The organism is Labilibacter marinus (genome assembly GCF_001659685.2).
In the GTDB taxonomy this organism is placed as follows: domain Bacteria; phylum Bacteroidota; class Bacteroidia; order Bacteroidales; family Marinilabiliaceae; genus Saccharicrinis; species Saccharicrinis marinus.
Genome location: NZ_LXYE02000038.1, coordinates 101,576 through 117,115 on the forward strand (window position 1 = coordinate 101,576; position 15,540 = coordinate 117,115).

The 15,540-nt window shown below is 33.8% G+C and carries 6 protein-coding genes; 1 reads left to right on the forward strand and 5 read right to left on the reverse strand.

Annotated elements, in window-relative coordinates:
• Nucleotides 1-8 precede the first annotated feature (8 nt).
• Nucleotides 9-3,191 carry a glycoside hydrolase family 2 gene (locus tag A8L32_RS16025; protein ID WP_066631861.1) on the forward strand — a complete coding sequence of 1,061 codons (3,183 nt, stop codon included), beginning with the start codon at nt 9-11 and terminating at the stop codon, nt 3,189-3,191.
• A 1,471-nt stretch (nt 3,192-4,662) separates the two neighbouring features.
• Here A8L32_RS16025 and A8L32_RS16030 read toward each other — a convergent pair.
• The 5 genes from A8L32_RS16030 to A8L32_RS16050 all read right to left on the reverse strand — a co-directional run bounded on the left by A8L32_RS16030 (nt 4,663) and on the right by A8L32_RS16050 (nt 14,980).
• Complete coding sequence (locus A8L32_RS16030; protein WP_066631863.1) at nt 4,663-5,052, reverse strand: VOC family protein; 390 nt, start codon at nt 5,050-5,052, stop codon at nt 4,663-4,665.
• 8 nt (nt 5,053-5,060) lie between these two features.
• Nucleotides 5,061-5,597: a dihydrofolate reductase family protein gene (locus A8L32_RS16035; RefSeq protein ID WP_066631865.1), complete on the reverse strand. Its 537-nt coding sequence runs from the start codon at nt 5,595-5,597 to the stop codon at nt 5,061-5,063.
• 70 nt (nt 5,598-5,667) lie between these two features.
• On the reverse strand, nt 5,668-9,792 hold the full coding sequence (locus tag A8L32_RS16040) for a hybrid sensor histidine kinase/response regulator transcription factor (protein WP_143525138.1): 4,125 nt from the start codon (nt 9,790-9,792) through the stop codon (nt 5,668-5,670).
• Between the two features lie 181 nt (nt 9,793-9,973).
• Entirely contained in the window at nt 9,974-11,788 is a 1,815-nt protein-coding gene (locus A8L32_RS16045; protein WP_158027256.1) for a RagB/SusD family nutrient uptake outer membrane protein, read from the reverse strand.
• A 141-nt stretch (nt 11,789-11,929) separates the two neighbouring features.
• A complete protein-coding gene (locus A8L32_RS16050) occupies nt 11,930-14,980 on the reverse strand; it encodes a SusC/RagA family TonB-linked outer membrane protein (RefSeq protein WP_075590974.1) in 3,051 nt (1,016 codons plus the stop codon).
• Between the last annotated feature and the right edge of the window lie 560 nt (nt 14,981-15,540).

Genomic DNA, 15,540 nt, shown 5'->3' on the forward strand with positions numbered 1-15,540 from the left:
TAAACTAAATGAAAAATCTACATTTAACATTTATATTATTAACGACTTTATTTTTTACGGCTTGTATACCCAATGAGCAAGTAAACATTATCGCTCAGCAAGGTCAAGAAACAATGAGTCTTAATGGCTATTGGAAGTTTTACTCCATTTATGGCGAAGGTTCTAATTATATGAATATTCAGGTTTCAGAAGGAGACATTGTAATGGACAATAAGCATCCTAATATAGAGATGAAAGGAAACTGGAAAACGTCAAAGAAAGCTGGCAGAGATTCAAAATTTTATAAAGAAGATTATCAACTTCATTATTTTTCCTTAACCGATTTAAATGGCGATGATAAATCAGATAGTTCTTATTTCAGATTCTATCCTAAATTCAAAAAATCGGGATACTACGAAGCTTTCACTTACTACCCTTTTTCCTCACATCTTACTGCCCAGTATAATATAAAACATGCGGATGGCGTAAGTACAAAATTTGTGAGCCAAAGAGTTTTTTGTAATGAATGGAACAGCCTAGGTATTTACAAATTCAACAGTGAGGTTGAAAATTATGTGGAATTAACCGCTATTGTTAGTGGTCAGGTGGCTGCAGATGCTGTAATGTTCAGAGAGATTTCGAAAGAGAAATACTTACAAGCAAAAGAGGAACCTAAGCGCGTTTATTTAAGCGATTTTGATGATTCAAAATGGAGCGATTTAAAAGTACCGGGTCATTGGGGCATGCTTAACGAATATTCTAACTACACAGGTATTGGTTGGTATCGTAAAACATTGGAGTTGCCGCAAACATGGACGAAGAATGCAGATGAAAGGTTCTATTTGAAGTTTGAAGGGATTTATCATCTTTCAAAGATTTATTTAAACGGTAAGTTTATAGGGAAAAACAGAGGTGGTTTTACGCCTTTTGAGTTTGATGTAACAGATGCATTAAACTTTAATGGAAAAAATGTAATTGCTGTTCAAGCAGATAATAGTGCCATTGTTGGTGCCACCTGGAATTGGGGAGGAATTATCCGAGATGTTACCTTAAGTAAAAACAAAGATATTAGAATAGATTATCAATATATTCATGCTGAACCTGATTTAAAAACAGGGATAGCTAAGCTAAAATTAAAGGTTAGGATAGAGAATAATTCTAATGAAAAAAGAACCGTTAATGTTGATTCGAAGATTCTGGATAAGTCCAAAATTGGTGCATTAAAAGGTTCAATTGAAATTGCAGCCAATACCATAAAAGACATTCATCTGGAAACAGAATTAAAAGCGAAGGATGTTGAACTTTGGCACTTTGATAATCCTAAACTATATCAAATTAAAACAAGCATTTCGGAAGGAAAAAATGTATTGAATGAGCGGTTGGATAATTTTGGAATTCGCAAAGTTGAGTTGACCGACTCTCAGATGTTACTGAATGGCGAAGCAGTGCGTTTAGCTGGTTTTAATAGAGTAAGCGAACACCGTTTTTGGGGCTCTTCGGAACCGTTAGAAGTGTTAGAAAGAGATGTGGATTTAATGAAGGAAGCTGGTGCCAACTTTATGAGAATTATGCACGGAACCCAAAATGAAAAGCTAATAGATTTATGCGATAAAAAAGGAATTCTACTTTTTGAAGAAATCAATGTACGCGACTTGGATAATGATGAATTCCGCGCTAACTACTACCCTGTAGCTAAGCTTGAAAAAGAGAAAGGAATTAAGCTTAAGCTTGAAGACGAAGAAGTTTTAATGTTAGATGAGCCTTATGTAATGCTTACTGATAAGCATGGTATAGATGTTACAGACAAGAACTATTTTCTAGCCAAATATTGGCTTAAAGGAATGATTGAGCGCGACATTAACCACCCAAGTATTATTGGGTGGAGTGTAGGTAACGAGCTGAATAATCATTATGAATATGGAAAAGCGTCTATCGATTACGTTAAAAATGAAATGGACCCATACAGATTAGTTACTTGTGTCAGTAACTCGGGACAAAAAAAGGAATATACACCTGAAACGGATGCCAACACCCATGTAGATTTAATTATGCATAATATGTATCGTTGGCAAGGAGACCCTCAGGAAATACTCACTACATTAAGAACTAAATGGCCTGATAAACCAGTGTTTATTTCTGAATTTGGTTTCGACCCCTTCCCTTCTACCGCTTTAGATTCGGATAAAGAAATATTTTCGGAATGGACCAATAATTTTAGACATAAAAATGAATTTGTGATTGGAACTTCCATGTGGACTTTCAACGATTATAGAAGTGGTTATGCAGGAACAACAGCTGAAGAAAACAGAGTTTGGGGTGTAATTACATCTTGGAGACAAAAAAGAAGGTTATTTCCACGTATAAAACGAGAGCATGCGCCTGTATTAGATATTGAAGTCAGCAACATTGATTTTAAGAAAAATACGGCTGATGTAAAAATGCCAATCCGAAGTGCAAGTGATTACCCTAGTCATAGCATGCGCAATTATAAGTTGGTGTATCAATTCAAAAATACAAAAGGCGAAATTATTTCAAATAACTCTATCGGTTTACCTACGCTACAACCTGATGATAAAGAATGGAATGGTTCTATTTCTTGGAAAGCTTTAGCTGATGATGTGTTGGATTTAACTGTGAGTCTAGTAACGCCTACGAACTACTCTAGATTAGATAAAACCATATCTTTTCAAAAAGCAATTACACCACAAATTACAGAGGTAATTAAAGGTAAAGATGCAGTTAGAATCCTTTTTGAACATGTACCTAATGCATCTGAGTATTTCGTAGAGTATTCAGCTGATGGACTGGATAATCAAGAATCGTACAAAACGGTAAGTAACTATATTGATGTGGATAGTTTGGAACAAGGTAAAAACTATAAGCTTCAGTTATATGCCATTAACGACAAAGGAAATAGTGAAGCCTCAAAGGAGGTGTTAGTAGCTACCAATCAGAAAGCATTACCTCCAATTATCTGGGATTCATTTATTGTAGACAATAAGTTGGTAATTGGTTATTCCAGCGATTTTAACGATGGTATTTACACCATCAAATACGGTACATCAAAAGATAGTTTAAAAAAGGAATTCACCTCTAATGTAAGAGGCATGGTATCTATTGATTTAAATGGTGAAACAGAGCTTTATTTTAAGATAAAGAGAGTAATTAATGGTAAAGAAAGTAATTGGTCGAATATCATAAAAGTAGAATAATTTAAATCTTATTCAATGCATGAAGATACAACCATATTATTATATCTTTTAAACATTAGCTTGAGTATTGTTGCTCACAACTCTCAACAGTTACCTAATGGTATGGGAATTAACTTCGATTATTTTAGATACTACCAACATAAAAGCGTCGAGAGTTTAAATTGGCTTTGGAAGAAATAACTTACTTTATAAGTCAAATAATAGGTCTTGATGTATAACAAATAATTAAAGCAGTAACTAGTAGGATTATCCTTCTTGTAACTGCTTTAATTGACTTACAACACTCCATCCTAGGCATTTATGCTCTTCTGAACTTCTATTCGCGTTAATTTTAATAATTAATAGGACAGTTTCTTCGTCTTGGAAAAAATCCGATGAAATATAGTTACCATGATTCTCATAATTGAATAGCTACTCCTCACCATATTCATCAAATATGGATACCTCTGCATTCTCTACATAATTATTTATTGATAATAAAATAGGTGATGTATGTCTTAAAATAACTTTATACGACCCTTCAAGGTTGGTTATTTATCCATCCCAACAAAAAGGTTAACTTCCTCCCTATTTTCTACATCAAATGGTTTTATACGCGAAGAAAAACAAATTAAACTCAGTTAGGAATATAGGGTTGGTATTTTCAGTATCCTTTTAGTTAAAGATTTATTGGGTATTTGAATTTATAAAATATTTCCGAACTAAACACCATCAACATACAGGTAATATGTTTACCTAACTCACATTAATATTAATATACTTCCTTTCAAAACGAGCATAAATCACACCTAGCATAAATTGGTAGTATAATATACAAAATAAAAATACGAATACTTATACAATACCAAATATGGATATATATTCGCAATTAACACAAAGACCTATACAATAACGTATTAAACTCATAAATCACAAACTATACCAAACAAAACCCTACCATTACATTAACCAGAAATTGCAATATTTTGATAATCACATTCTATTTATTTTAAAAACACTATAACTTTTTCATAAAAACATCGTAGCGCCAGCGTAAATCGCACGACAACATATACCCAATATAGGATTGTATTTTCTGAATAAACAATCTAACAATACATATAAAATACATAGACAATAGTATTTTTTTAATCTTAAAATATACAAATTACATCCATTAATAACTAACACTCTAAATACTAATAGTGTGTTAGTTAAGAAACTTTACAAAAACTAAATACCAGAGACTTTCAATAACAAACACACTAACACATCCATAAAATAACCTATACAAACAGCGATTTTAAAAGCTTAAATATATTATAATATTTATGGAAAAAAATTAACGTTTTATTTCTTCTTTCTCAGGGTGTTTTTTAGAACATTCAGAAAATTCCACCTATCAAGATATTACACGCAACCATAGTTAACAATAATCAAAATCATCTTGATATAATTACCTAATCAAAACACACTAAATAATTACAAAAAATTACTCAGTAATTTCAATATAATTGCCTTCTGGATCAAGAATTACACTTTCGTAATAGCCATCTCCTGTAACTCTAGGCTTACCTATTATCTTGTAGTTTTCGCTTTCAAGTTTCTGTGTTAGTTCATTTACTTTTGCCATGCTCCCAACTGAGATGGCAATGTGAGTTAGACCAAAATATGTTATACCATTTTCCGCTAATTCGAGTAATTCTGGTTGATGCATAATTTCGATCCTTGCACGGCCTTCCGGAAAGGTCAAAAAATAGGAAGAGAAATTCTTGTTTGGGTTATGGTACCTTTTATTACTAGTCATGCCGAAGTATTCACAGTAAAAGGCCCTCATAAGCTCAAGGTCTTTAACCCAAAATGCAATATGCTCTAATCTCATTGTAACAATTACCTTTTACGCTTATAATGACTTTGTACAATCTGATTGAGGTAGGTTTTTGATTCTACTAACTCCAGCTCTTTTGCTTGGCCTAAATCACCAAATAAAGGCACTCCTCCTCCCAATAGAATTGGAATAGTTGTAATAATTAACTCATCTATTAAATCTTCTTTCAAAAAGCTTTGAATAGTAGCTCCTCCATCAATATATAGCTGAGTATAACCTTTATTATTTAAATGCGCTAAAACATCCTTAAGAGCCCCTTGAACCAACTCCACTTTCCCTTCATATTCTTTCGGTATTTTCTTTAGAGTATTACTCAGCACAAAAACAGGCTTAGTATATGGCCATTCAACATCAAAACTACATACCGTTTCAAACGTATTTCGCCCCATAATTAGTCCATCAATCCGAGCCATAAGAGATTCATAACCCATATCAACCTGATCTGGATTAGGAATTATATTTAGCCAATCTAAACCTCCTTTTGAATCTGCAATATATCCATCTAGACTAGTTGCTATAAATACAATATTACTTTTCATACCTATTAATTTGTTTTACATTCTAGTGCATTAATGTACCCAATAATTAAGTTGTTTTGAGAATTTAGTTCTATTTATTTCTCATTTGGCTAGCATATTTTCCAGGAGGCAGCTCATACACTTCTTTAAAAAGCTTATTAAAGTGAGCACGACTTTTAAAACCTGTCATTAAAAAAACATCATTTACTGGCAGTCGTTTATCAACTAATAATTCAGCTGCTTTTTTAATTCTGTAGCTTTTTATTAATTCGTACGGTGTGTGACTGGTTATCGCTTTAACCTTCTGAAAGAAGTGTGTTCTATTGAGATATAACTCTTTGGCAAAGGTGGCTAAATCAATATCTGAATTATCTAGATTTTTTTCAATTAGCTCGTAAAACTTCTCTAAAAAAGCTTTGTTATGTGCATTTTCCTCTTCATCTAAATTAGATAAATCCAACGGTAAATTATTCTTAAATCGTTCTCGTAATTGCTTACGCGATCGTAAAAGGGCTTCACAAGTTGAGATAAGATACTGAATATTAAAAGGTTTTTTTACGTATGCATCTGCCCCAAACTCTAAACCTTTAATTTCGTCTTCAATAGAGGTGCACGCCGTTAACAGCAGCACAGGTATATGGCTCGTTTTTATATCGGTTTTAATGGCTTTACACAGATCAAAACCATTTAACTCGGGCATCAGAATATCACTAACTAATAAATCGGGCCACTCTTTTTCCATAGCGCTCAAACAATCCATGCCATTAACAAATGACTTAATCTCAAAAAACTGTGACAACACGCCTTCTACAAACTGTCGCATTTCGGTATTATCTTCGGCATAAAATAGAGTTGCGTTAGATAATGCTGGATCGACCTTAATTTTAGAAACATCCATCTTATCCGATAAAACATCATTCCTTTGATTATCCGATTCCTTGACTAAAGCATTAGTTTTAACTTCTTCCTGTTGCTCATTGCTTATCTTAACCACAATAGGTAATTGAAGAATAAATGAAGATCCCTTATTGACAACGCTTTCAACTTTAATATCTCCATAATGCATTTTAGCTAAACGTAATGAAAAGGCTAAACCTATACCTGAGCCGCCAGTATACTCTGCATGTTTATTTTTTGACTGATAGAAGCGATCAAATACATATGGTAAATCACTCTTTTCTATACCCCTACCCGTGTCTTTAACTATTAAGAACAATCCATTTTTAACTATATTTAATTCAATGGTTATACCATCACCTTCCTGCGTATACTTAAAGGCATTATTCAGTAGGTTATTGATGATTTTACCTACTTTATCCTTATCGGCAGAAACATACACATCTTGCTCTGTTCCCACTAACGTTAATTGCTTTTTATCATTCTTTGCTAAAAAATGGAAATCTTCAATTAACTCAAATAAATAATCCTTGAAATTAAACTGAGCATAGTGCATTTCTAACATATTAGCATCCGAACGCTGAAAATCATGAACCTGATCAATCAGTTGAGATATCTTTTTAGATTGTCGTTGAACTATTCTAAGCTGTCCCATTACGTCTGCAATTCCTTTAAAGCGATCGCTCAAGATATTAATGGGCCCAGATATTAAAGTAATAGGTGTTTTAATTTCGTGTGAAATATTAGAAAAGAAACGCAATTTAGCTGCATTTACCTCTTTTACTTTATCATATTCAAGATGTTCCAATTCTAACTTATGTTGAAGCTTCTGTATTCTTGTAATTACCTTAATTACTATATAAATAATCGCAAGAATGCACAAAAGGTATATTAACATTGCAGGAATTGTTTTCCAGAAAGGCGGCTTAACTACGATGTTTAATTCCTTAATCTGCGTCCATTCATTTAATGAGTTGGAAGCTTTAACTCTAAATTGATAATTCCCTGGATTTAAATCATTGTATGAAATACTTCTTTGATCCGACGAAACTTTTATCCATTGTTCGTTAATGGGTAATAATTGATATTGTAAATAATGATTTTCGGGAGCAGAAAAATGTAGTACATTAGCCATAAATGATATACTATTTTCATTATGAGCTAATATAATTTCGTTGGTATCATTTAATCGGTTCTTCAATAAAACCCTATTATTTAGGGTATCTCCTGGCGCTATTTCTTCATTGAAGATGCTAAAATTTTCGAGTTCTAATTTTGGCAATGATTCTTGGGCACTTATATTCAATGGCGAAAAATAGCAGAAACCTTCAACGCCCGAAAATACAAAATTACCATTCTTCAGCTTTGTATTTATATACCAAAAATCCTCAAAAGGTAATCCATCTTCCTTTTTAAAATTCCTGAACTGATAATCTTTGGTATTAAACTTATTCAATCCAATATTAGTGGCTATCCAAAGGCTATATTCATCATCATACTGAATAGATTTAATAACATTATTAGATAAACCTTGCTTCTCTGTAAATGGAATAAATTCGGGTGAACTATTAGAGTTTACTACTTTACAAATGCCACCACCTTCAGTACCAATCCATAATTCGCCATTGGGAGTGCGAACAATGGCACTCACAAAATTACTAGAAATAGAGTTGAGTTTATTCTTAACTCTTAAAAACTGGTGGATATTTAAATGTTCAACCGATCTATCTTCTTGTGGTTCGATTCTTACCAAACCGTTGGAACCTGTACCAACCCATATGTAATTATATTGAGGATCTAAATACAATGCTCGAACCTGATCTATGGGTTTATCATTAAAAAGCATATGACTATTTAGACTTTCAACTCTCTCTATTTCACCATTATTACCCATACTTAATTTGTACACATCTTTCTCCTCTCCAATCCAAATATTGCTGTATTTATCTTCTACAAATATTCTAGGACGCAAGGTTTTCAGCTCAGGGAAGCGCTGAAAATCGATACTATGTCGTTTACCGTTGCTTGTCATTCTAGCTAAACCAGCATCCTCATTTGCTCTATACCATATGTGCTTTTTTGAATCTATATAAAAAATAGCAAAACTTTTACGCTCCTTTTCAGACAATTTTAAAGGTAAGGGTTCATATTGATGAGACTCTGTATTAAATATAGCTACCCCTCCTCTATTAGCACTTAAAATAACTCTCTTATCATCTAATGGATGAATATTTGAAATACTGTTTGATTGCAATCCATTGGGAGTATTTACAACATGATCTATCGTTTTAAAAACATTACCATTGTTTGAAAAGCGATAAATACCTTTATTAAAGGTACCTACCCAACAACCCGATGTTTCTGAACAATAAATGCTACTTATCCTTAGTAAGCCTGATTCTCCTTTAAACACAGCCGTTTCAACCGCTTCGTGATTTAATAGTTTAGGTACATTGTTTATTTTTCGAATGCCATTAAAGCTGGTACCTAGCCATAAATTTCTTTTTGCATCCACATTAATACAATTATATTGATGCTGAGTTATTTGATTTGGTAATATTTTAAAAGAAAAATCATTATTGACTAAAGAGTACTTCATATAGCTGACCCCAGATCTAAGCGGTATGGCTATTATGCTATCCGAAATTAACCGAATGTTGGAATTACCTCTCGTATCTTGCTCAAGTACACTTTTAAATGTCTGATGTTGAATATTGTATAAACTAATTCCTCTTGAAGTGCAGAAAACAAAGTTTAAAGAATCCAATTCGATACAATTATATACAGTGATTTTATTTCGTGGATCCTGCTCTTGTGGAATAATCTGTTGTTGAAATTGATAATTTTTCGAAAAGGTGATAATTCCATCACCTTCGGTACTACAAATTATCAGGTTCTTATTTTTATTTTCATAGATAGAACGTACAATTATATTCTTTGAGGACTTTTGACTTACCCCACTATCCATATCAATAAACTTGTCCGTTTGGTAGTGGTAAAGAGATATTCCATTATCTGTTCCTACCCAAATATTACCTCGATGATCTTCACAAAGGGTTCTAACACGGTTGCTTTTTAATATTTCGTTATCGTAGCTATTTTTGTAAGTTACAAAGCTATAACCATCATATTTATTGATTCCATCATAGGTGCCAATCCAAATATAACCTTTAGAATCTTCCATGATAGAGGTGACACCATTGTGTGCTAAACCATTGGAAATATTATAATTATACGTAGGCAATAACTTTGACTCCTGCGCCTGTAAAAAAACACATTGTAGAAAAAGTAATATGGAGTTGAAGAAGAGAGTTTTCACTATAAAATATAATTATAAAAAGATCGATAAACGATCAAAAATAAGGAATACAAATTACAATGACGAGTGATTAAAAACTCATTTTCATCAAAAAAGGTTGCCTCCATTTATTGAGACAACCTTTCCGCAATACAAAAGTATTGAGCTAAAGCCTATTTTAGCCTATAATTACACATTTAAATTAACCACCATATCCAGGATTCTGATCCCCTTCTAATGAAGGGTTTTTATCGATCGCATTTTGAGGAATTGGCATTAAGTAATTTCTGTCTTGCCAGATATACGGATTACGGCTGGTTACAGGATCTTTCCATATTTTTTCTCCAGGTTTTAATACATCATCAATCGTTTCTGGCGTACAATACAATACTGACCCATCGGCCTGACGTAAAGGGTAACAACACATCATACGACCTCCTTTTGAAGGATCGGCAGCATCTTCAGGAATTGTACCATTACAAATCTCCATTCCAATTTCCCAACGGCGAATATCCCAAAAACGTTGACCTTCAAAGCATAATTCTACTTTACGCTCATGTTTAATACGCTCAAACATTCCCTCCTTATCTAATCCAGGGTAATTTACCTCTACGGCTGGCATGCTCGAACGCTCACGAACATCATTAATTGCTTGATATACCGAAGCATCAGGTCCTGCTACTTCGTTTTGAGCTTCTGCATAGTTCAACATAACCTCTGCCAAACGCAATACTATCCAACTTTGTTCCGACATACCAAAATCACCAACAGGGGCGCTTTCATCCATAAACTTTCTTAAGTAATATCCCGTAATGGTAGCCAATCCTTGTGCATGAGCCGCATTACCATTCACTTGAGCTTTTAAATCATCATCTTTAGGTTTAGATGTCCAAGTATCCCCTTCCAGAACCCATGCAAAATCCATTGTTTTGCCATAAAACATAGATCCATGATGTAGTACTGTTTGAGATAAACGAGGATCACGATTAGTATATGGATTATTTGGATCATAACCATTAATAACTGTAGCTTCAGATCCATCGGCCATTTCGTAGGCACGCACTAAATCCTCTGTTGGGTTGTGCTGTCCACCCCAAGAACCTCTATCACTTGGAGGACGAGAGAAGTTATCAACCGTACCACCTTTTTCGTTTCCGTTAAAGATGATTTCAAATAGTACTTCCTCATTTCCTCCTTTTGAGATAAATAGTTTTTCGTAATCCTCAGCTAATTTTCTGTCCGAAGTACCATCAGCTACTGCATCCAATACTTTTTTAGATTCTGCAGCCGATTGTGCATAACGCTTAGCGTGCAACATCGCTCTTCCATTAAAACCCCAAATAGCTTCGCGAGAAATACGTCCAACATCAGACCCAACTGTTTTTAAATCTTTTGCTAAAGGAATTAAAGGAGCTACTTCATTAAACTCGGAGTAAATAAAGTCATAAATAACATCCGTGTCTTCTCTAGGCTCATAAGTAGATTCTATATCATCCGTGTTAGATACTTCAGTAATAAATGGCACTCGACCATAACGACGCACCAAATCAAAATAATAGAATGCTCTTAAGAAACGAACCTCTGCAAGCATTAACTTTACATATTCGTCATTTTTTAAGCTAGATGTAGCCACCCCCTCTAATAAAGTATTACATCTAAAAATTACTTGATAATTTTCGCTATAGTTACTGAACTGTTGTCCATTGGTTGGACTTTGCCCTTGATTTACATACTTCCACCCTTCTACATATCCACTTTTATTCGCGATAAGATCTGTAGTACAATCTAAAAAGCTACGTCGTCCATAACCACGGGCTTTGTGTCCTGTGCTCTCCCAACCAAATCCATTGGGCATAAAACTATAGATATCCATCAAGGTAGCTTGAATATATCCGACATCTTCAAATACTGCCGCACTGGAAACTTTATCCAGTGGTTGTCTTTCAAGGTAATCCTCACAGCTGTTAAAAGCTATTAAGGCCATGAAACAAACTATTATGATATTTATTTTTTTCATTTCGTTACTATTTATAAAATTCAGATGCTTTGAATGAAACTTGTCTTTTATCCTTGTTCTAGTATTAAAATACTGATTAACGACTAGTTTCATTTTTTAAAATTTTACTTTCAATTGCGTTATTCTGCTATAATGTAATGACTAGAAGGTAACTTGTACACCACAATTATAAGTTCTCATTGGCATATAATACATTGGGTGCGTACCTAAATCAGCTGATTCAGGATCCCATAGGTCAATATTACTTACAGAAAACAAGTTGCTTCCTGACACATAAACCCTTAATGCTTTTACCCCTAATTTATCCATCACATTAACTTGAGGTACGTTATAAGCAAATTCTGCTGTTCTTAACTTTACAAACCAACCATCAGTTAACCAATAGTCTGATTGTGCATCATTAATTTCATCCCATCCTAAAGAAGTACGTGGTAACCAAGAGTTCGGATTATCTGGAGTCCAAGAATCAGTAAAAGCTTGTAGACCATTTCCTGAATTTACAAATGGCGCTGGCATATATCTATGTGTATAACCTGTTTTACCATTAAAGAATGCAGTTAATTCAAAGCCTTTATATCCAAAAAATAAGTTTAAACCAAAATCCCACTCTGGCATACCACCTTTACCTATGTAGGTACGATCATATCCATCAATTACATCATCAGGCGTTCCATCGGGGCCCGAAATATCCTTGTACTTTATATCACCAGGTTTTGCTGATCCAAAATAACTAGCATGATCTGGAGAATTTGAAATATCTGTATCATCCACAAATTTACCTAGACTTATTAAGCCATAACGCGAACCAAAAGGACGGCCGGTCTTCTTTAAACCATCAGGTACATTAGCCGCTTCAGTCATTTCAATAATTTTACTTTTGGCATAAGTAATGGTACCTGTAATATTCATTTTTAAGCTACCAAAGGTGTTTTTGTAGCGTAGATTAGAATCAAAACCTGTATTCTCTGTAATACCAGCATTGGTATGAGCTACTCCAGAACCAACCTCAACAGGAATATTTGCTGGAGGTAATAAAAGGTCTTCTGTACGTTTTTTATACACTTCAAAATCTCCAGAAATTTTATTATTAAACAAACCAAAATCTACACCTATATTTAAATTTTTGGCCGTTTCCCATGTTACATTAGGATTAGGAATATTACTTGGCTGAATTCCTTGATAAAAGTCTCCACCATAAATAGTTCCCGATGGATTTCCTCTAGTACTACTAAACCCAAATGTTGATAGATATTGGAAAGCAGCAATACGATCGTTTCCATAAATACCATAACCTACACGTAATTTTAAGTTAGATAACCAAGACACATCTTGTAAAAAGCCTTCGTTAGATAATCTCCAAGCTCCAGAAAATGCTGGAAAATAACCACCTGCATTATCTTTAGGGAAGTTAAATGATTTATCGTAGCGAACATTCGCTTGTAATAAGTACTTATCTTTATAGTTGTAGTTCAAACGTCCTGCATAACCTACACGAGCATTTTCGTTAGCTTTTCCATCATTGGCCCAACGTGCGGATGATCCTGCAAATATTTGATCAATAGCATCAGAGATAAATCCATCTCTATAAGCCTCAATCCATTCGTTATAATAATCCCTGTGTTCAAATACAAAGGTTGCTCCAAAAGAATGATCTCCTGCTTTTTTATTATAATCGATAACTAGATTACCCGTTTTGTTAGTCCATTCTCTCATTAAATGGGTTAAATCAATAGATGCAATGGATGTTTTTTTATCTTCTATCGGATCTGGTCCTGTATAAAAAGTATAAGGTGTTCTAAAAGTCTTTCTCTGATGATTTGTTCTGTCAAAAGAAAAGGTGTATTTAGCTGTTAATCCAGGCAAGAATTTAGCATCATATTGTAGTCCAATCGAACTTTCAAAAGTCCCATATCTGCGATTATCGCTACCACTCTTAGATTCCCCAATGGGCGTATTATTAAAACCATTCCAATGTAGCTCCTGCTTACCATCAATCTCAATATAAGCTGGCTCATCAGGATGACTTACCGTAGTGCTCTGAAACATACCACTTTCTTCTGGGGCTTCATTTCTATCCTCTAAACGATAAGATATATTCAAATTCATTTTTAAAGATTCAGTAATCTTAGTATCTAAATTTGAACGAAAATTATAACGTTTATAATTAGACTCATCATACAACCCTTTTTGATCTAATATTTCAAATGAAGTTCTGGTTTTAATTTTTTCATTACCATTAGAAACCACAATATTATGGGTATGAATTGGTGCACTTTTATCCATGGTTTCATCCCACCAATTGGTGTTTGGGCCTTCAGTTCTTAACTTCTCAATATCTTCGTCACTGTACAAAGGATCTTGATCACTATTCATCATTGCTCTATTCAAATGAGTAGCATATTCCACTGAATTCATTCGATCTGGCAAAAACATAGGACTTTGAATACCTAAGTTATACGAGTAGCTAATTTCAGCTTTTCCTTCCTTCGCTCTTTTGGTAGTAATTAAAATTACACCATTTGCACCTTTTACTCCATAAATGGCTGCAGAAGCGGCATCTTTCAACACCACCATACTTTCCACATCCTGTGGGTTGATACGACTCATACTACGCTCAACTCCATCGACTAATACCAGTGGAGAGTTATTTCCAAAAGTACTCTGACCACGAATTAAAAAGTCTACATCCTCCGCTCCTGGTTTACTGCTTCTATTCATAGCTGTTACACCACTTATTTTACCACCTAAACTATTGGCTAAGTTAGGAGTAGCTGCTTTTACTAATTCCTCACCTTCCAACGAAGAAACGGCACCAGTTAAATCCGCTTTACGTTGAGTACCATAACCCACAGCTACCACTTCCTCTAAACCAATCATATCGCCTTGCAGCGTAATGTCAATTTTAGTTTGATCGGTAACTGTAATTTCTTGCGATATCATACCAATAAATGAGTATTGAAGTACGCTGTTGGCTGGGGCATTAATAGTATAATCACCATCGATACCTGTAATTAAACCATTAGAGGTTCCTTTAACCACCACGGTTACGCCAGGCAATAAATTACCTTGGGTATCGGTTACAACACCCGAAATTTGTTTTGTTTCTTGTGCCATCAGACTGAAACTAAGCAACAAGCAGAGTATACTTGTAAGCCCTATTTTCATTCCGCGACCTGTAAATTTAGTTTTCATACGAATTGTAAGATTTAATGAGTAATAGATTTATTTAGATTTCGTTTTATTTATACAATCGTTTGCACAGCATCTTAAAAAAATACCTGTATTATATAATTACTTGTCTTACTTTTGAATAGATTGTTTTTACACGATACTATTTTGAATTTTGTATTCGAAACAATGTTATCGTTTTCTCGTATTACTCAGTGGTTAATTTTATGCAGAATTGTGGATCAGGCTGTACAAGCAAATTTGATGTACATACATAAATTGGAAGATAGAGGGTGCAGAATCCTGCTAATTATTCTTGACTCAACTTGTATAATTTTACCCCCTCATATCAAATTTAGATGAAAAGAATAAATAGACTTACCCTACTCAATAATATTAAAATAATGCTCTAAACCCATTACTACACTTAAAGAGTTACAACTCCAATTTAAGGATAATACAATACAGAATATTGACTTATTAAATTCAAAGTCAAAAATCATACATTCGTAAAATATGGGTGCCCTAATAGTACATTTTTAGTTCTAAAATACACATTCCTATATGCCTGACATTTAGATTTA